Below are 21,725 nucleotides of genomic sequence, written 5' to 3'. Positions count from 1 at the left end.
TTTATTTTTTAATATCTTCTGTGTCATAAAGAACATAAAGCCAAATCTCTGTTTCCTTATAAAATCTTACACATTTTCAGAAAGTTTTCAATCATCACCATACCTTGATTTCCGGAAACCTCGGGGTGAGATTGAAACCCATAAATTGCTTTCTCCCTATGCCTGATAATTTCATAAGGGCAAGTTTCCGAATATCCTAAACATTCGAAGCTTTCGGGCAATTCCGAGATGTAAAAAGAGTGTCTTTTCACCAATTGAATTTTGTTGGATTGCAAGCCCTTAAAAATGGGATCATCGAACTTCTGAATGGTAACCACTTCCTTTTTGGAATGATATTCGGGCAACCTCTTGATTCTTCCTCGGTATGATACAGCTATGATTTCATGTCCCAAACAAAAGCCTAGTACAGGGACATCAAAATTCATTAATGCTATAAAATTAGAAGTCAGGTTTAAGGGTTCATATGGATTTCCCCTACCTCCCGAAAGAATGATTCCTTTTATCTCAGATTTTGCCGATAAAGTAATTGGCTGATTGTGATCAAAAAACACATAATCGAAATCCTGCTCTGCCAAAAACTGACGTTTAAACTTTTTTATAAATGCACTCTGATTATCTATCACTAAAAGCATAACAACTCATTTTAAATGATAATATAAATTACAAAAAAGCGATGTGAAAGCGGGATTATACCGATTATTAATTAGCATGAATCCTTTGTTCGCATTACGCCTAAAGACTAACTAATTATATATTGGGACTAAGATTTAAATGGCATTACAGGCAATATCAAATTAAAAACTTAAAATGATATTGCCTGATATTTATTCTTAATCGTCGTCTTCATCTTCAAATAAGTAATCAACATCAGAATACTTGTCCTCATATTTCTCTCTTTTGCTGGAAAGCAAAACACCATCATCATCAAAATCCGAATCATTATCGACCAGCTCCTGTGCTTTTCTTACCGACATTCTAACCATATAGATCTTCTCATCGGTTTCAAAAGGCAAAGCACTTACCAGTTCACCTTTGGCATTTGTAAATTCAATCAGGTAATCGATATAGCCGGCAGGATATACCAATTTGATCTGCTCCTGAATTTCTTTGCTTAACTTCTCGTAGTTCTGAATTACTCGTGGCTTGTTCATTTTGGGTATTCTTTAAAATGGTTTTGGGTTAAAATTATTCTTACCATCCCAGTAAGTATGCAAATATTAATGGCGCTACAATGGTAGCATCCGATTCTACAATAAATTTAGGTGTATCAATTCCTAGTTTCCCCCAGGTAATCTTTTCGTTTGGCACAGCCCCCGAATAAGATCCATAGCTGGTTGTTGAATCCGAAATCTGGCAGAAATAACTCCAGAATGGAGTATCGGTTCTTTCCATATCCTGATACAACATTGGCACTACACAAATTGGGAAATCTCCTGCAATTCCTCCACCAATCTGGAAGAATCCGATTCCTTTGTCCTCTGCATTATCGGTATACCAATCGGCCAACCAAGCCATGTATTCAATCCCCGATTTCATGGTTGAAGCTTTCAACTCTCCTTTAATCACGTATGAAGCGAAAATATTTCCCATGGTTGAATCTTCCCATCCAGGAACAACGATTGGCAAATTCTTTTTGGCTGCCTCAAGCATCCAGCTGTTCTTCGGATCAATTTCGTAGTATTGCTCCAACACTCCTGAAAGAAGCAGCTTGTACATAAATTCATGTGGAAAATATCTTTCTCCATTCTCTTCAGCATCCTTCCAGATTTTATAAATATGTCCCTGTAGTCTTCTAAAGGCTTCCTCTTCAGGAATACAGGTATCTGTTACACGATTTAACCCCTTCTCCAACAAATCCCACTCTTGCTGAGGGGTAAGATCGCGATAATGCGGAACTCTTTCGTAATGAGAGTGAGCTACCAAATTCATAATGTCCTCTTCCAAATTAGCACCTGTACAAGTAATAATCTGAACTTTATCCTGACGGATCATTTCAGCAAGTGATCGCCCCAATTCGGCAGTACTCATTGCTCCTGCCAAAGTAATCATCATCTTTTTACCTTCATCCAAATGTTTTTCGTATGCTTGTGCTGCATCAACCACTGTTGCCGAGTTAAAATGGCGGTAATGCTCTAACATGAATTTTGAAATCGGTCCTCTATTTTTCATTTTTTATTTTTTAGTTACAAGCTTCAAGTAGCAAGCTTTAAGTGGGTTTTTAAAAATTTCAGGAGTTATCTTGCAGATTTGCTTTCAAATCGATAACTCAATAACTTATAATATAATTTGGCAGTTAAAAAATCAGGAGCTTTCTGTCCTTCTTGTGGTGCCAATTCAACAATATCGAATCCAACAACATTCTTTTGCCGGAATACTTTTCTTAGATAACTGATCACGGTATACCAATCCAATCCTCCAGGTTCTGGCGTGCCCGTTGAGGGCATAATAGATGGATCGAACACATCCAAATCAATGGTCAGGTATACATTCTCAGTCATTTTAGATATGGAATCATCCATCCAACTTGTCTGCTTGTGAATGTCCTGTGCAAAATAGCATTGCTCCCGGTTTAAGTATTCCAACTCACAAGAATCCATACTTCTAATTCCTACCTGAACCAGATTAGCTATTTTACTGGCCTCATGCACTGCACAGGCATGATTAAATGGAGTGCCATCATACTCTTTTCTTAAGTCGGCATGTGCATCCAACTGCAAAACCGTAAGATTATCGAACTTTTCATGAAAAGCACGAATTACACCAATGCTTACCGAGTGTTCCCCTCCAAAATAGGTAGTAAACTTTCCTGTTTCCAGATTCTCTTTGGCTGATTGGTAAACTGCTTTCACCATTGCCTCGGGTGATTCATCCTCAACAATATCTGGCAGAATGTGAACTCCTGTTTGGTAAACTTCAGAATTGGTTTCAATATCATACAATTCCATATTCTCCAATGCTTCCAGAAAAGCCGGGAAAGCCTTATCGGCTCCCTTTCCCCAGGTGCTGGTTCCATCGTAAGGTATAGATTGTAATAGAGTAGCAGCATTCTCGAATGTGCAATACTCATCTTCTATTCCTGCAAAATTTCTCATTCCTGATTGTATCCTAAGAGTTTAAACATTTCATCAGCCGATTGCTCGTTTCGATACACATAGTCGAAGAAGTTTCCCTTCTCGTCTCGATCAATAATTACATGCTTTGGCGATGGAATCAAACAATGTTTTATGCCACCGTATCCACTAATGGCATCCTGATATGCTCCGGTATGAAAGAAACCTAGATAAAGTGGCTCTTTTTCATCTTCGGAATAATCCGGCAATAATACTTCCTGATTTAAATCTTCGGAATTGTAATAATCGGAATGATCACAACTGATTCCTCCAATGTTCACACGCTTGTACTCATTGTTCCACTTGTTTATCGGAAGTAAAATGAATTTTTCATGAATCGACCAGGCATCCGGGATGGTATTCATCAAACTATTGTCGATAATATACCACGATTCCGTGTCGTTTTGTTGCTTCTGCTCCAGCACCTTAAAAATGATAGCACCACTCTCTCCTACAGTATATTTCCCAAACTCGGTGTAAATATTTGGCTCTGGTACATTTTCTTTAACGCAGGCATCTTTAATATTGCTTACAATCTCGTTAATCATGTACTCGTAATTGTATTCGAATCCCAAATGATTTCGAATTGGAAAACCACCTCCCAGATTGAAAGAATCCAAATGCTCACTCTCTTTCTTAAGGTCGATGTAAACCTTTAGTGCTTTCTGAAATTCTCCCCAGTAATACAAGCTGTCCTTAATGCCCGAATCCACAAAAAAGTGGAGCATTTTTAACTCGAACTTAGGATTGTTCTTGATTCTGGTTTCGAAGAAATCTTTAATTTCATTATCACGAATACCCAAACGAGAAGTATAATAAGACGACTGTGGCTCCTCATTAATTGCCATACGGATTCCTATTTTAATGGTCTCATCCGTTGCAATTTTTTCCAAACGATTTAATTCATTAACACTGTCAAATATTACAATGGTGTTCTTAAATCCAAACTTCTGAAGGTTAACAATCTTCTTTAGGTATTCATCCGTTTTGTATCCATTGTGTACAATCACTCTATCCAAATCGATCTTATTTTCTTTGTAAAGATTCAAAATCAGATCAATATCGAATGATGAAGATGTTTCCAGGTTAACGTTATGCTTTAACGCTTCGCCAATAACATGAGCAAAGTGATTACACTTGGTACAATAGCAATAATGATATTTACCGCTATAACTGTTTTTTTTGATCGCGCGGTTAAACAAATTTCGCGCTTTCTTAATTTGATCGCCAATTTTTGGCAAATAGAAAAAACGGAAAGGTGTTCCGTGTTTTTCAATTAGATATTTCAAGGAAATCCCTTGAAAAGTGAGAAAATCATCTCGCAAATCAAAGCCCTCTTGTGGAAAATAATAGCTTTGATCTATCAAATCAAAATAAGTATTTTTCATTTATGCAATCATAAAATATAAATGTTGTTTTTTAATTATTAACCTTGCAAATAAACTATTTTTTTCGATTAAAAAAACACCGCAAATAAAAAAAATACACTCTACATGTATTTTTTATTTCATGCAACGGGAATATCGCCACATAGCAGACATAGCCTAGGATACAAAAGAATTTAAAATCGGTTAAATAGAGTAAATGCCGACTCCATTTTCGAAAATCAAATTACAGGTATTTATAATTATATTCTATTAACATACATTTATTTTTTATTGATATTAGAAATGAATCAATATAATATTATTAAATTCATTAAAATCCCAGTATTTACTGGATTGTTTCAGAATTATTAATGAATTAAAATGCTGTAAAAAAAATACATTGAAATACTCCTTCAATAAATGCTACCCAATCCATGTGGTATGCATACAAAATATTAATGCAAGCTCATATTAAAAATCAATCACTATACCAATGGTAGGAATTGGTGATCCTTCCTCTTCAACAACCTGCTCCAGACTTCGAGGTTCTGTGATCACTCCATTCTCATCTCTTGCCAGGATATACTCAGGAGCTTCGGGTGTTTTGTGCATTAGCAGGTTTTGTATCTCCAGGAAAAACTCCAGGGATAGCTTCTTGAAGTTGTACTTTTTATCGATTCTCACATCCAACTCGCTGAAAACACCAAGCTTGTCCTCTCCCATTCGGCTGTAGTCCAAAACTATTTCGGGATAGCGATTCAATGTTTCATCCAGGTTGGTTGGTACGATTGGTGTTTCGCCTGCAAAACGATAACGTGCACTAATCTCCCAGTTTTTCTTGAGCTTGTATCCTCCGGTAAATGACAACAAATGACGGCTGTCCCAAACCGATGGCAAATATTTGCTGCGATCGAAACCTGTAAACTCGCTATAGAAAAAGGTATAGGCAAACAATCCGTAGAAGCGCTTGCTCAGCTTTTGCTGAAACTGCAATTCCAGTCCATAACTTCTGCCTTTTCCTACCGTCTCGACCGCTTCGTTACCCAGCACCTCGAAATCGGCACCTTTATTGGCCAGGGATACCTGATCTGCTATGGATACCGGATAATCCTCGTACTTCTTGTAAAATGCCTCTAAACTAATACTGGCTGCTGGTCCTAATATTCTTTCCAGTCCAAGCACAAAGTGATCGCTTCTGGTGTAGTCTGCATCTTTGTTCACAAAATTTCCATTTTCCTGGTATCCCAGTATGGTATAAGGTGCAATTTTGTAGTATCTCCCTACCGATGCTTTCAGTTTCCAATCATCCACAAACTCGTAAGATAAAGCCATTCGTGGCGATAAGGTCGAAAGCAAAGCGTTTCCTTTGGTAAAACTGTCCCCATCCATGCGCAAGCCGAAAGAAAGATCCAATCGCTCATCCAGAAAGCTTCGCGTGATGTTGGCAAATCCTCCATATTTCATGAAATCTATTTCGGTTTCGTAGGCAAAAGCATCATTCAAGTCAAAGGTTTTGTTTTCGTAATCGCTGTACTGCAGATTCAAACCGGTTTGAAACTTCCAATCCTTTTTAAAGCTTGTTACTGCCCAACGAAGTTTGGTTTCCTGCTCGCGCGAATCATTCCTAAAATAAAGGCCGGATTGATTTCGATTGTCTTCATAACGTGAGAAATCGTTCTTTAATACATTGTTGCTGATACTGGTCTGCATAAAGCCTTTGCCTGTCTTAAATCGGTGTCTCCAGCTTAGACCAATCGTGTTGCTTTGCTGCTCAATAAAAGGAGCTTGCTCCAGTATCGATAATTCATCTCCTTCAATGTCTCCACTGTCATCTACAGCAAAATCGTCAATCGATCCCAAACCAATCAGATTTATGGTATTGTATTTGTCAATCCTGTGTGTGACTTTGTATTGATAATCCCAATAGTCGGGACGTATTGGCAATCCTATCAATTCGAATAAAAACTGAAGGTAAGAACGACGTACTGAGATCATGTAACTGGTTTTACTCTGCTCCGCTCCTCTTTTAAACAAGGGACCTTCATGAGTTAAGGCAGCCTCGCTGGCACTCAATCGAAAGTTGGTGTGATAGGAAGATCGGCTTCCTTCCCGCTGGCTGAATTGCAGTACTCCCGATAGCGCATTGTCGTACTGACTGCCAAATGCCGAGGTCGAAAGCATTACATCATCAATAAAAGATACATTCAACATGCCAACCGGACCGCCCGAGCTTCCCTGTGTGCTAAAGTGATTGATATTGGGAATCTCTATTCCATCCAAATAATAAACCGATTCGTTGGGTGCTCCCCCTCTAATGATCAAATCGTTTCGAAATCCTCCAGGTGATGGAGATATGCCGGGAAATGTTTGTGCTACACGCACTACATCATTGTTTCCTCCTGGATAGGTGGCAATTTCAACCGCTGATAAAGTTTGTGTTGAAAGTGGGGTTTCCCTGGGTCGTGTAATCTTATTCTGATTGGAAACAACTACTTCCGAAAGATTTGTTGAGGCCTCTTCCAAAACAAAATTGTACTCCTGGTTTCCTACCGATTTGATATCAATATTGTAACGAGTTTGCCCCTTGTATCCCAAATAACTTGCCACCAAATTATAGGATCCGGGCTTTACTTTTGTTATCTGGTAATAGCCATTTTCGTTGCTAATGGCACCTTGTGTTGTGTTCTCAAGATAAACCGATGCACCAATTAATGCCATTCCAGTCTCATCCGTTACATATCCTGATATGGAAGTGTTTATTTGCGAATAAGCATTACAGGCAAACAGTATAAAAAGGATGGATAGTAGCTTTCTCATTTTTATTGTATTATTCTTGATTTTTCTATACAAACAATTAAGATATAAATATGTTTCCTTTTATTTATCATTTAAACAAAAAAAGAGCCCGTGGGAAGGGCTCTTTTCGTTAACACTAACTAAATCAGACGTTCTAACAACCAACAATTAGAAAATCTAATGCTTTTTATTTGTCAATATAATATTCATACATTTTTAAAGCATCTTCCCACTTGTTGATTCGAAACTTTGAGTTATGCGTTCCTAACTCAACTTTCTCAACAAATTCAGGATTTGTAACTTCCAATGAATCCAGATGATCATTCATTTTAATGTAAATATTTTTACCAACAGTAAACAGGTTTTCAGAAATGCCTATTTCCTCACCTTTCGAAATGGTCAAATAATACCTTTTGTCTTTTACCTCAACTTTCTCCTTTAATCTGTTTAACGCACCACTCATCATCTGTGCAGCAACCTTTTTCTGTTTGTCACTGGCATTTTTCACTTTTTCGAAATCCACCTTCAGGAAGAAGAAGTATTTGCGTTTCTCATGACGTTTTACCGCGTTGAACAAATCTTTGGCAGTGCAGCCATAAATTTGAACTGAATCCTTACCATGCTTATCGTATAAGCGATTACGCACATCATCCATCACCTGCTTTTTTACAGGACCTTTGGTGGTATCACTTTTTAAAAATTCAAGAAAATAATAAGGTCGAACGAAACCATATTTGTTGGCTTCTACTTTTGCCTCAGCTGGTGATAACATCAGGTTTTTTCCCAGTTGGTACCACGAATAATTATCGATATAGAAACGATCGTTGGCAATCTTTTCGGTTCTGAATTCCTGAAAGCTTTGCTTGTTCGTATTAAGAATACGAATTGAATCCTTTGCACTTACCCGATAATTGTTGATGTCATTATCAAAATCAGTTCTAAACTGCGCAATATAGGACTCATGATCGTAAGAATTACATGCTGATAACAGCAGAACAATCAAGAATAGATAATGTGAATGTTTCATGTAAATGTTTTTATTTCGTAAGTTTTGTCAAAGCATTACTTCCACTCCTCCAATAAAGCATCTGCTTTGAATTGATGTTCCAATACAAAACGTACATAGCGAATGTCGACAGCAACATGGCGTGTTAGCTCTGGCATAAACTTGTAGTCGCTAACCAAACCATTGCCAGCTCTGTCAAAATTTAAACCAATAAGCTTGCCTTTTGCATTCAGAACTGCGCTACCTGAGTTACCTCCTGTAGTATGACAATTACTAATAAAACAGGTTGGTATTGATTTTTCCGACTCTTTAATTGCTTTATTACATGCGTCAACATAGCCTTCCGGCACTTCATAAACCTTTGGATTCTTACTGTTCTTTTCAACTAAATCATTCAGGCTCGTCATTGGAGAATACGATTCTCCTTCATCGTTGAATCCTTGAATATTCCCATATGAAACACGTAGACTTCGGTTAGCATCAGCAATAATCTTTTGGTCTGCTTTCATTTCCTTAATTGCCTGAAGGTATTTGTTGTGATACTTGCCATACTCTCTTCTGATATCAATACGCTGACGGTAAACCATATCCATATTAATCAGGAAGTAACTTATGCATAAATCAAATACAGGATCGTTCTTTATCTTTTGAACATCTTCCTTGGTAAAATACTTTAGGAACTCAATCAAATTCTCTTTCGTTGAAAAGATTGAATTGCTGAATGCATCATTTATATATTGGTTAAAATCGCTATTGTATTTCTTGCGTGCTGCTATAATTGGAGCTGGTTTGTATTGATCTCCAACATTTTCATCGTAAAGCTTCACGAATACTTTCAAAAATTCTTTTTCTGTTTCCAGATCATAAGCGTTAAAAAAGTTCGAAGCTTCAACTCGCAGCTTTCTCAACTCTTTATTCAAGCGTTTCTCGTTCACATTTTTACGCGATGCAATGGCATTCAACATATCAAACTTACCCGCAAATGAAACGAAGTTACCACCTTTAATTCCGGCTTCAACCACATACAAGTTCAACTTCTCAATGGTATCCAAACGTGCGACACAATCTTCAATTCCAGGAATCACATCAGCGTATTTCTCTTTCAGCTCCTTAGTAGAGTTTACCCATTTTATAAAGGCTTCTTCTTCCTTCTTTTTCAGACTAACAAGATCCAACTTTTCGATTCCTCGCAGTTCACCTTTCCATCGCAACAAGCTGTTCGATGTTTTTGCCATAAAATCGGAATACTTCAACCACAAATCTTCATTCTTACTCATTGCCTTGTTGATGATTTCCATCTTGGCATCACGAATCTTTATTCCATGATAATGCTTTACTTGAACAATTTGCTGAATTGCCTTTGCAGTAAGATACTGCTTGGTACTTCCAGGAAAACCATAAACCATTGCAAAATCACCTTCCTTGTATCCTTTCAATGATAGTTCAAGATGCTTGGTTGGCTTAATCGGTTTGTTAGCAATAGAGTATTTTAGGGATTCATTATTCGAATTGCCATATACTCTCAAAATTCCAAAATCAGCCGACTGACGTGGCCATTTCCAATTATCGGTTTCACCACCAAACTTCCCTAATGACAATGGGGGCATTGCTACAATTCTAACATCTCTGTAAATTTCATATACCTCAAGAAACAATTGAGTTCCTCCGAAATAGGATTTCACCTTTGTTTGATAATGGTTTCCTTCCTTTGCCTTAACTGTAATTTCCTTGGCTCTCTTATCAATTAATCGACTCTTTTCGATGTCCGACAAAGTTTCTGTTCCGTTCAAAAGCTTCTCGGTAACATCTTGCATGCGAACCAATCTCGCCAGGCTTAATCCCTTTGCCGGCAATTCATCTTGTTGATTTTGTGCATAAAAACCATTTCTCAAATAGTTATGCTCTTCGCTACTATGCTTGTGCAAATAAGACACTACAGTGTGATGATTGGTCAATACCAATCCGCTTTCAGAAATGAAAGATCCACTTCCTGTGAAGGTTGTAGGATTACTCTTCGATCCTAATCCAACAATGGCATCTTTCAAACAAATTTTATTGATATCGTAAACATCTTTGGCAGTCAGTTTAAACCCTGCCTTTTTCATGTCTTTGATGTTGTATTTTTTCAATAATGCCGGTATCCACATTCCCTCATCGGCTTTCGATGGCATTGAAAACAGAACCAAACAAATAATCAATAATTTTATTCTAGTCATTTTAGTGTTTTTTGATAAGATTGAACTTTTAAATTAAGCATGTACACTCCCACATCATCTTAAAAGAAAATGATACAGGCACGAAAGTACAGTCACTTAATTCACACACAGCAAAACAAATACATGCTCTTGAGGCTACCTCCCGAAGCTTATCGGGAGGGCCAAACAAGATAATTATAGTCATATGAAAAAGTCCACTTTGTGTATTACAAGAGTATCATTACTCTCTATCGCTCAATTGTATATTTTATGTAATTGAAATGTGCTTTTAAGGAAGCATTTCCTTTTTCTGCTTTTTTCGATGCAATGGAATGAAGGTGATCAAGTTCAGCCTTAATGTCAGCCATGGTAAGATTGTTAAAAATATGACCTCCATCAGCACTGTTTTCATTCAACAGTTTTTTCAGGCCCTTCACATATTCAACCTGCATGTTTCTCATCCAGGCAGTGCTTTGCTTTTTATTGGAAACATTAAAAAGATAATTTGAAATATCGCCCAGGTACTCATTAACGCGGTAAGGATCTTTAGTCATAGTAGAACAAGTGTACATTCTTACCAAAACAGATCTGCTAACCAAATTACTCACCTTCTCACCCTGTGATTTCATAGTAGTTTGAGCAAGGGAACCCATCCTTTGGGTAAGCTTTTCCGTACTCAACCAATCGTACTGTGATAGAAGCTCCTCCATGATAAATCCCAAAGCTTCTTTCTGTTTTTTGCGACTCACCCTCTGAAATTTTTCGGGATGATTCTTACTGATAACATCAAATTCGTACATTCCTCCAAGGCAAGCTTCAGTGTGCTTAAAGTATTGATTGTATTGTTTTAGAACAGCCTCGTACATTCCCTTTAAATTAAGAGATCCATTCTGATTCTTACCTGTCCATTCCACAAGGTTTTCCATAATAATTTTTGCATTGGCAGCTCCATAACGACTTGCTTTTACCACGTCATCGCCAAGAGATTCGCTTTGTACAGAAGGATCCAGGGTTCCGTCGCCCTTGCCATTCTTAGTACCAAACAAATACATGTCATCTTTGCTGCGATCGGCTATCCATTGATTCAGAACGGCAAGCTCCTCCTGTGGATTGGCAGCTGAATAAATAGGCTGATAGGCCCATTTAATAGAAAAATAGTCGTAGGTTCCCAACAATGGAGGTGTTAGGCTGGTAACCTTATCGCCGGGTTGAGCAATGTAATTGTTACGGGCATAATCCATGATGGATGCTGCGGTTCCGTATTTTTTTGTAAATGTTGGCGAACGCAATGAATCTACAGGATAGGCATAGGATGCTCTGTAGTTGTGTTTCAAGCCCAAAGCATGTCCTATTTCGTGGGCTGAGGCATAACGAATCAGTTCACCCATAATCTGATCATCCACATCAGCAGCATTCCCACGAATAGCAGGATCAACAGCTGCAGTTTGGGCAAATCTCCACTGGTACAATTTTTTAATTACATTGTGATAAAATAGCACATCACCTTGTAAAATTTCACCCGAACGGGGATCAATCCAATGCAATCCCATAGCATTGGCTTTTTCAGTTGTTACATATCTGAAACAAGAATTTGTAAAGTCATTGGCATGGAAAGAGGTATCGTTTACAGGATAATCCTTTGCCACAATTGCATTTTTGAATCCAATGGCTTCAAATGCTTTTTGCCAGTCTTCAATTCCGGCTTTTATATAAGTTTTCCATTTTTCAGGAATCGAATTGTCTACGTAAAAAACAATTGGTTTTGCAGGTTCAACCAATTCGCCGTTTTTATGGCGTTCAATATCTTCTTTTTTAGCTTCTATTCTCCATCGTTTTACATATGCATAGGATTTCACATCCATGTATTCCGATGATAATTCTTTTTTAGGTTCATCGTAATAGCCAATTTTTTCACTGGCCAAACGAGGCTGCATGGGTATTTTTGGAAGCAAAACGATTGAGCGGTGCAGGCTGCACATAAACTGCTGTCTTTTTCCTGTAAATCCCATCTGCGTTACAATCTCCACATTGCCATCATAAGCTCTCGCCTCAATGGTTCTTGTAGCTTCAGGTATTGATTTACCGCGACCAGCGCCGCCAAATGGTGAAATTTGCGGAATTTGTGAATTGAAGAGTTTGGTAACTTCAATTACTGATGCATTATTTTTCTGGTTTCTGGCTTCAATTGTAAAGGCATGCATAATAGTTTGCATGCTATTTCGATTGAATGAAATGCTGATAGGATCATTTTCATCCATCTGATTTTTAGTATCCATTGCATGTAGATACACCGACTTTTCATCCTGGCTAAATCTTACCATCATCGGGTTGTGCATCATTTGTCCGGCTACTGCATTTCTGGTAGAACTAATTTCTTCTACCCGGCTGCCAATTAACAAATCTCTCCCCATAATACTATCAGGAATTTCCAGCCACAGCTTATTGTGGTTCATATGAACACTAATAAAACCGTCATCACTGGTATCAGCTTTACTTACCAGGCTTTGGTATTTTTTTATTAGTGCTGAATTACTTGATTGCGCATCAACTTTAAAAGCCAATGCAATCATACCCATAATAAGGAGAAGTGATAATTTATATCGAAACATTTGTTATTGTTTAAGGTCATTCGGAATTGCTCCGAAAAGGTTGAATTGTTGTAAGGCAGAGTGATTGGAGCTATGTCCAACCACTCTTTTCTCAATTTCTTATTTTGTTGGAATGTATCTAATTCTCATGGTATATGTATCACCATCATTTTCAACATAGTACTTAGGATCAATAGTAAGATCAGCATCATCGCAAGTAAAAGTAATGTCAATGATAATCTCTTTTGTACTCAAATTGTATGTACCTACCGATTTTGCAACCTGAATAGCAACAGGAGTAACATTGGTTGATTGAGACAAATCACCTTGTGTAGCTTCCGAGTCAGCATACCATGCGTAATAAGATTCAGTTCCACCTTCAACTTCTACTGTAGTTTTTTCTTTCCAATCGAAACCTTCTTTAATTTTATAAAGAGTAATGGTTTGTTCAGGAACCACAACAGTTCCTTCTGTTGCAGCAGCATCAGTCGTTGCAAAACGGAACCAACCATTCTCTGAAGCAATTAGGGTTTTAGCATAAGTGGCTTCATTATCAAAGAATTTTGTCAATCCAAAGAAATCTCCACCAACAAATTCATATCTTTCTTGTTCCACAATATCAATACCGGTTCCACCAAGGTCTTTGTGCCATGTATTGGTAACCTCTTTCCATTGATTGTTATCATCAGCATTAACGTCAAAATAATGATCACTCGTTAATAATTTCCAGGCAGCTTCAACAGTATCCCAATAGTAACGTTTTGGATTGTAAGCTGGTAAATCAGTACGGTAAGTTCTACCATCAGCATTCCATGTAGCAAAGAAATAGTTGTATGCATTGTCTTCATTGAACCATACTGAAAAGTCAACCTGAGGATCAACCGCATTGATATCCAATGTATTTTCAGTTGCTTTTACTGCATAATCGGTTACTGAAGGAGTCGCAAACGCAAATTGTACTGTTTTGTCCATGTCAACAACTGCAGTATTCTTCATTTTCACTGTAAATTCAGCAGAAACCTCGTTGGCAGCGATTGTAATGGCATTGTTTTCCAAACCAGCAATTTCATAGTCGGTACCGGCAAGCAAACCATCGGTAATGCTTAAAGGAATCGTAAGAGCCGAAGCATATGCCTTGCTCAATCCAACGGTAATTGTGAATTCTTCCTCTAAATAAGGATTGGTAACGATGTTTGAAGTTGCAAACGATACTTCCGGAGCATCCGATGGAGGATTTGCATTGTCAACAATGGTAATGTCAATATCTGCAGGAGTAGACAATCCATAACCTGTACCTGCTTGCAATGCAATATTCACAACTTTGCTATCCTCAATAGCTGAAACATTAATAGGCGTAACGAAAATGTTAGCTGAAGTTTGATTCGCTGGAATCGTTACTGTTTTAACAATTTGCTGAAAGTTTACACCTTCAACAGCTGTACCCGACAAAGCAATACCTACAGTGTAAGCTGTTTCAAGTGGAGCATCAGCATTTACTTTTACCACCAAAGCAGAAGTAGCTGTTTCTGAAATTTCGACTGCATCAGCAGTCAATGACAGTTTAGGGATAATAGGATCATCATCCTTACTACAACTTGCCAGGATTAGTGCAGCTACCATTAGCCACATTAGGTTTAAATAATTTTTCTTCATTGTGTTAATAGATTTTTGGTTATAGAGATACTCCCAAGGGGAATCAGGAATATCTCTGTTTAAAAAGTAATTGTCTTATTTAGTATCCGGGATTTTGAACCATCTGATCGTTGTACAATATTGCTTCTTCAGGAATTGGCAGTACAAACAAATTGCTTGGGTAATCGACATTTACATTTTGCAGCGCATTGCAATCAACACGTCGCACATCTCTTCCCATTCTTACAATATCGAAAAACAAATGACCTTCGAATGCCAGCTCTCTTCTTCGTTCAAGGAATAATTCCTCTTTTAAAGCAGCTCCTGACAGTTGCAGGTTGGCTGCATTTGGATTTGCACGCTTGCGAATGATATCCAAATCGGCACGAGCCTGAACTTCATCCGAAACAGGAAGATTTAAAGATGCTTCGGCACGAATCAGGTACATTTCTGCCAAACGGATTACACTAGCATAATGATCTTTCCTTCCGGGAAACTCGATGTGTTTTGTACTAATTGTTCTTTCCAGTTGTTGTCCAAACAATTGCTTTCTAACATCATCATCTTCATAAAGGTCAAGAATATCATTACTCACCGTTAGGTAAATACTAGTTCTATCCTCCTTTAATCCAATGGTTGAGGACAATACAGCTCCATTGTTTCTACCCGACTTGTCCAAAATAAAAATATCTTCTCTCGTAGGTGTATTATTGGAGTAGTAAGAAAGAACTTCAGAATTGCTAAGCAGTGAAACACCTCCATCTTCAATAACTTTGCTTGCATACACTCTGGCCTTCTCCCAATCGTTTTTATAAAGATATATACGAGCCAATAGGGCTTGAGCTGCCAGTTTCGTCATGTAAGCCTTGCTATACAGTGCTCCTTCCGAAGCTATTGGTGTTCCCAAATTTTCTTCGGCATACTTTAAATCGGAAATCATATCTTCGTAATTGTTAAACAACAAATCTCTTTGCGTTTTTTCATCGAAGCTGACATTCGTTTTCAGATAAGGAATTCCCAAATGCTGTGCATTAGCGGTATAGCTATAAGGCTGAGCGTAAAATCGTGTTAAATCAAAATGAGCCAATGCTCTAAGCGCCTTTGCTTCAGCAAGAATCTGAGCTTTTTCAATTTCAGAGGCATCTTCAATTCTATCAACATTGCTCACAACATTATTTACTCCGTTTATGAATTCATAAAGTTCTTGATAAGTATCTTCCGCAAAATCATCATCACCTTCCACAGTATGTGAAAATTCAAATGATGGGATATAATTGAATGATTGTGGTGCCTCAAAGGTAAGGTCGTTTATTTTTAAGTTTCCTCCCTTAAGGTCAGGCAAAACAAGCATATTTACTCCGTAATAATCATTGGCACTCAATTCAAAGTAAACACCGTTAATTGCCTCACTTGCTCCTCCCAGTGTCGTAAATATTTCATCGTTGGATATTTTTGTTTCATCCTCGATATCCAAAAAATCCGAACAGGACATCAGGCAAGTTGCTAATAATGCTATGTATAGTAATTTATTCATATCTTAATTCTTATAGAAATTCATTTAATGACCTTTTTATAAGCCCAATTTCAATTCAAAAGCAAAAGTTCTTGACTGGGGAAATGGGTAACGATATTCTGCCAATCCATTCCTTCCTGAAGGTGTAGCCTCTTTGTACCAGGTATAAACATTCGATACATTAACACCAATAGAAGCGTTCGATAAGTTTGCAAGATTGCAAATGTGTTTTGGGACACTATACTTTAAAGAGATGGATTTCAGAGAAATATTCGACTTGTTGTATAAAAATCTTGAACTGGAACCATCAAAGGAAATGTTTTGATCCAATCTTGGAATATCAGTCACATCTCCGGGTTGCTGCCATCTGTCAAGCAGGTTAATACTTTTGTTGAAGATGTACATGGTTTTCACCTTTTCCATATCCCTTGCAGGATAAGGGATAAACATATCGGCACCCGATTCATAAGTCAACATCCAATTCAAATTGAAGCCTTTGTATTTGAGGCTGTTTGAAAAACCGCCTGAAAAATCAGCATCTTTTTTCCCTATGATCACCTTTTCGTCCAGATTTCCGGATACCAACTTGTAATTGTCGGTAATGGTTCCATCTTTTAAACGCCATTGAGGATCACCTGTCTGAGTGTTAACACCAGCATATTTATGTCCCATTATCAAAGAAGTCGATTCTCCAACAATTAATCCAGTGGTAACAATATTCAAATTATTGGCCAGTTTGTCCAGGCGACTTTTATTGAAGCCTATGTTTATATTCGAAGTCCAACTCAGCTCTCCAAATTTTATATTCACTGCTTTTAATGTTGCCTCGAACCCATAGTTGGTTAAATCAACAGCATTTACGGGAATAGAATTCCAACCAGTTTCCGGAATCACTTTCGTATTCATGATACCATCCTTGGTCTTGTTGTTGTAATATTCCAAATCCAGGTTAAATTTCTTTAAAAACTTTATGGCTAAACCCGTATTGAATTTGTAGGAACTTTGCCATCCTAAATCAACATTGGGCGCACTGTTAGGAGTTGCAATTAACTTGCCATTATAACTAGAAGAGGTAGAGTAAGAGTATACACCATTCGCTGAATATGCACCCACTTTCGCATTCCCCACTTTACCATAAGAAGCTTTCAATTTTACAAAATTAATGATGTCATTCTCAATCCAGAAATTCTCTTTTGAGATGATCCAAGAAGCACCGGTAGACATAAATCTCTCAACCTGCTGATCGCCACCAAAGAATGAAGAAGCATCGGTACGATAATTTAAGGAAAGAAAATATTTTTTATCATAGTCATAATTGGCTCTGGAATAATAAGATCTCATTGCCGAAGTATTTTCATAGCCCGCAACAGTTTGATCCTCGTCGGCACTGGTACCAGGTAAAATGATTTTTTCGGTCATCAGATTTTTATCCGTCGTTGTTGTACTTTCGGTATTGTCACGTTTCAACTGCACACCGGCAATCGCTCCAAAGGAGTGCTTTTTGTACTTCCCATTGTACTCCAGCTGGGAAAATCCAATCCAGTTCTTATTAATGGTTCTCTTTTCTTTAATATACCCTCCATAGTTTGCGCCTCTTCCATTCTCTTTTGAATAGAATATGAACTTTTTGGTATTGGTATAATCGAGTCCCAGGGTTGTACTGGCTGATAGGTTCTTGCTAATTTTAACCTTTAAATTTAAACTGTTGTTCGTGTAAAACTTATCCAACTCATTTCTATTCTGATCCAGTTCGGCCAATGGATTAGCCAATCCGTCAAACCTGGTGTACTCGCCATTCTCATCGTAAACGGGAATATTAGGCAGGAAAGCATAAGTTGCAAACGCACCGTATGATTCTTTTTTAAATGAAGACAAACCTCCATTATAACTCAAGGTAATTCCCGGATACAGCTCTGTATTTAAATTTACACGAGATGTCAAGGTATTAAAATCGTTACCTTTTGTTGTGGTTTCATTATCCTTGTAACCAAAGGAAAAACGATAGGTTGTTTTATCGGCTCCACCTGAAATACTAAAATTCGTACTATGAGAAACAGAATTCTGCAAAGTCAAATCTCTCCAATTGGTGTACACATCGGTTGGTCCAACCAATTCAGAAATATCCTCTTCGGCATATCCACTGTTGCGATAAAACTCCGATGCCAATTCGGTATATTGTTCGGTATTCAAATACTTCACCTTATTTATCGGATTACTCATCAGTATTTTATGAGAAACCGATATTCTGGTTTTTCCCTTTGCGCCTTTTTTGGTGGTGATAATAACCACACCATTGGCTGCATTGGCTCCGTAAATCGCAGCTGCCGAAGCATCCTTCAAAATAGAAACAGAAGCAATGTCTTCCGGGTTAATCAAAGCTAAAGGATTGATAACAGTTTCTGCAGCTTGACCTGTTCCTGTATTGATATTCGGATTCAAAGCATCAATTAAGGGTACTCCATCTAAAATATACAAAGGCTCGCTTGATGCTGTAAATCCGGAAGATCCCATATCGGGCAATGAGTTGTTACCACGAATACGCACTTTAACAGGGCTGGTTGGATCACCTGATTCAGATTCAATTTGCACACCAGCAACCTGTCCTTCCAGCATTTGATCGACACTTTGTGCGTTAGAGTGCTTTAACAGTTCATCCGATTTTACCTGCTCTACTGAACCAACAACCGCTTCGCGAGATTTTACGCTTCCGTAACCTAGCACAACCACCTCGTTCAATTTTTGATCTGCCGATTTTAATTGCACATTAATCACTTTCTGACCTTTTACCGCAATAAATTGGGTTTCATATCCAATAAATGAGAACATCAGTTCAGCCTTCGCCTTGCTTACATTTAATTTGAATTTCCCATCGAAATCGGTGGTTACCCCATTCGATGTTCCTTTTTCAAGCACGGTAACCCCAGGTATGCCTAGCTTGTCGCTTGCATCAGCTACTGTTCCTGTTACTGTCAGTCCCTGCGCAAAAAGCTGGAACTGAAGTAAAACAAGAAATGCTATTAAATAAATTCTTATCATAGACTCGTTATTTATATGATTTTAGTTTGGGTTAGTTTGTAAGTTTAAATTTGTATGGATTTGCAACCTGCTCTGTTTCTCCATTGGTGTAGACCAATGTCATTTCCGGCTGACTCATCCAATCGATGATTTCCTGAGGGTCGACCATATTCTGAATGTAGAAGAATCGAACGGTTGGTTGTGCCTGGTAATCGGCCTGAATGCCCACTACTCCCTTGTATTTCTTCGCAACATGGTTTGACAACTCCTTAAACTTGTTCTCATTTTTAGGAAAATCTTCCAATACCAACATTACTGATCTTAACTGCTCTCTTGGATAAGATTTAAAGTTGTTAAAGGTTAATTTGTACTTTCTGAAAGTTCTCTTCATCAGTCCAATTCCATTAATTGGCACATGAGACTCTACAACATCTTTCACTTCGTATGGGTAACTTCTACGATGCTTAATGGTAGTAATCAAAGTCTCAATTTTTGATTCGCTCATATCAGCATCACAGAATGCCAATAATCTAATCTCAGTATCAAATTGAGTTTCCAACTGGTAAACACCTTTATCTTTTAGCGCCTCAGCCATAATCTTCAAATCAGCCTCGGTAAGATATTTGGCAACACGCAGTTTATGAACCGTTAAGTCCTGGTCCAGTTGTGGAGCTTTCACAAATTGTTTAGATCTGGTATATAGCATTTTTCTAATGCTTAACTCATCAATCTTAGTCGTATCGAAAGTAATTTCTGCTTTGTGATCACTGATATAAGTATTTACAGCTAAAATTCCATCCACTTCTTTCATCTGACGCACAAAACCCATAGAACTACTAAAGCAAGTCAAATGACTCATATGATCAATGGTGAATTCCTTTGATTTCTCCATTTCTTCCTTGCTTCCCCAAGCTTTAGAAACAGTTGGTAAGTTATATTGACTTGCAATTAGCAATCCTGAGATGAACAATACCACTACCAATACAGAAGGCAACCACTTCACATTCATCTTTTCGTTTAATGTAAGTGCACCATCCTTTGGACATGCAGCAACACAATCACCACATAGGTTACAATCAGGATGTTTTACCATTTCAAGGTCTGCAACATCAATTCCTTGCGGACAAGTTCTTGAACACAATCCACAATCGATACAAGTATGTGTGTAACGGGTAATTTTTAAAACTGACTGTTGCTTTGTTTGAACCTTAAGAATCTCCAAAGCATATCCTACCAGGCAGATAATTCCAACAATAATGCTGATATCAACACCTACCTCGAAAAAGTACATTGACGACAATACGGCAACAACAACTCCAACGCCAATCCAATATTTGAAAATGTTTGAGATTGCTCCCAGCGGACACAAGTACTTACACCAGAACAATCTGAAAATGATGGAACCTAGTACAAATACAGAAATAGAAATTGATGCAAACAAAAAGTTTACCCTGTGTCCAAACATGGTTACCGTACCATAGAATGGATCGTATGTCTTGCAAAATAATTCTCCGGTTTCAAGCGTAATGGTAAGTGTAAAAAACAAAAGAATGTATTTTAAACTTCTTAATGCTTTATCGGTAACACCATTAATATCTCTTCTGATTTTAAATTTATCAGCTACTTTTCCAATCGCTTCAGAAACTGTACCTAAAGGACAAAGATGACTACAAAACAATTTTCCCAGAACTAATATGCAGAATAAGAAAATTGCGCCAAGAACCATTTGTGTTACGGTCATGTTACAAGCAATAAGACCATCTTTCATTAAAGTAAGAATGGCTTGAATTCCCCCCATCGGACAATAAGTCTCAAAATCGACTACACTTAAGCCTACTTGATTTCCTATAAAGAATAGGATGATCAAAGAAAGAACAGAAAACTGCAAAATGTTTCTGAATAGGCTAACTCGTTTTTTACTCATAAGATTTAGATTGATTTTTGATTTCAACCGAAAAGTGGGAAATGATACAATCCTACACGCTGCATTTTGGGATATGAGACTTTTGACACCGTATCATTTTGCATTTTGACACTTCTATTAATCTCTTTTTCTGTTAATTACACTTTTAAGTGGATTCACTCTAAAATATGTACGACATCCTACTGTTTTGAAGCATTCTACACAACTCTATACTTTTTTCTCTTTTGACACCTTCATCTCATCCAACATCTTCATCAAATCACAATTCAATACTCTCTTGGAATAGGCTTGCAAATTTGGATGAATGGAATTGCGTTCGCAATCACAAGATTTTGGTATTTTGTATAAGACCACCTACTATGAAATGGATTTTGTGGATTGTTTATGTGTGATTCAGTGAAGATGTAATTAGGTAGGTACCTGCAACACTTGGTCTATTCTGCAAAAATCGCGACAAAACCTGTGATGATCTGCGTGAAACTTGGACTTTTCGACTTTTTGACTGTATGATTGAGTGAATTCGTGATTTAGTGAATTCGTGATTTAGTAAAGATGTAATTCGGTAGGTATCTGCAACAC

Annotated in this window: 14 protein-coding genes; all 14 read right to left on the bottom strand. The window is 37.6% G+C overall.

The window, feature by feature from the left end:
- Positions 1-56: 56 nt before the first annotated feature.
- Positions 57-632 carry a glutamine amidotransferase-related protein gene (locus tag NQ163_RS18980; protein ID WP_268191903.1) on the bottom strand — a complete coding sequence of 192 codons (576 nt, stop codon included), beginning with the start codon at positions 630-632 and terminating at the stop codon, positions 57-59.
- Between the two features lie 198 nt (positions 633-830).
- Positions 831-1,151, bottom strand: a complete 321-nt coding sequence (locus NQ163_RS18975; RefSeq protein WP_268191902.1) for a hypothetical protein — start codon at positions 1,149-1,151, stop codon at positions 831-833.
- 40 nt (positions 1,152-1,191) lie between these two features.
- The gene (locus tag NQ163_RS18970; protein ID WP_268191901.1) at positions 1,192-2,169 is read right to left on the bottom strand and encodes a deoxyhypusine synthase family protein; all 978 of its coding nucleotides are present in this window, start codon (positions 2,167-2,169) and stop codon (positions 1,192-1,194) included.
- Positions 2,170-2,234: 65 nt separating this feature from the next.
- A complete protein-coding gene (speB, locus tag NQ163_RS18965) occupies positions 2,235-3,092 on the bottom strand; it encodes an agmatinase (RefSeq protein ID WP_268191900.1) in 858 nt (285 codons plus the stop codon).
- A complete protein-coding gene (locus NQ163_RS18960; protein WP_268191899.1) occupies positions 3,089-4,498 on the bottom strand; it encodes an arginine decarboxylase in 1,410 nt (469 codons plus the stop codon). The genes speB and NQ163_RS18960 overlap by 4 nt, the downstream gene beginning before the upstream one ends.
- Before the next feature lie 450 nt (positions 4,499-4,948).
- Positions 4,949-7,294: a TonB-dependent receptor gene (locus tag NQ163_RS18955; RefSeq protein WP_268191898.1), complete on the bottom strand. Its 2,346-nt coding sequence runs from the start codon at positions 7,292-7,294 to the stop codon at positions 4,949-4,951.
- A gap of 166 nt (positions 7,295-7,460) precedes the next feature.
- A complete protein-coding gene (locus NQ163_RS18950; RefSeq protein WP_268191897.1) occupies positions 7,461-8,300 on the bottom strand; it encodes a hypothetical protein in 840 nt (279 codons plus the stop codon).
- A 35-nt stretch (positions 8,301-8,335) separates the two neighbouring features.
- On the bottom strand, positions 8,336-10,495 hold the full coding sequence (locus tag NQ163_RS18945; RefSeq protein ID WP_268191896.1) for a S46 family peptidase: 2,160 nt from the start codon (positions 10,493-10,495) through the stop codon (positions 8,336-8,338).
- Between the two features lie 227 nt (positions 10,496-10,722).
- Positions 10,723-13,083, bottom strand: coding sequence for a zinc-dependent metalloprotease (locus tag NQ163_RS18940; protein WP_268191895.1), 2,361 nt, complete (start codon positions 13,081-13,083; stop codon positions 10,723-10,725).
- A 99-nt stretch (positions 13,084-13,182) separates the two neighbouring features.
- Entirely contained in the window at positions 13,183-14,715 is a 1,533-nt protein-coding gene (locus NQ163_RS18935) for a hypothetical protein (protein ID WP_268191894.1), read from the bottom strand.
- Positions 14,716-14,794: 79 nt separating this feature from the next.
- The gene (locus NQ163_RS18930) at positions 14,795-16,228 is read right to left on the bottom strand and encodes a RagB/SusD family nutrient uptake outer membrane protein (RefSeq protein ID WP_268191893.1); all 1,434 of its coding nucleotides are present in this window, start codon (positions 16,226-16,228) and stop codon (positions 14,795-14,797) included.
- Between the two features lie 36 nt (positions 16,229-16,264).
- Positions 16,265-19,243, bottom strand: coding sequence for a SusC/RagA family TonB-linked outer membrane protein (locus NQ163_RS18925; protein ID WP_268191892.1), 2,979 nt, complete (start codon positions 19,241-19,243; stop codon positions 16,265-16,267).
- A 31-nt stretch (positions 19,244-19,274) separates the two neighbouring features.
- Complete coding sequence (locus NQ163_RS18920; RefSeq protein WP_268191891.1) at positions 19,275-21,146, bottom strand: 4Fe-4S binding protein; 1,872 nt, start codon at positions 21,144-21,146, stop codon at positions 19,275-19,277.
- 382 nt (positions 21,147-21,528) lie between these two features.
- A partial coding sequence (locus NQ163_RS18915; RefSeq protein WP_268191890.1) for a hypothetical protein occupies positions 21,529-21,725 on the bottom strand: 197 nt, incomplete at its 5' end.

It is taken from the genome of Marinifilum sp. D737 (assembly GCF_026672275.1).
GTDB lineage: Bacteria > Bacteroidota > Bacteroidia > Bacteroidales > Marinifilaceae > Marinifilum.
This window is presented reverse-complemented; position numbering and strand designations above follow the sequence as displayed.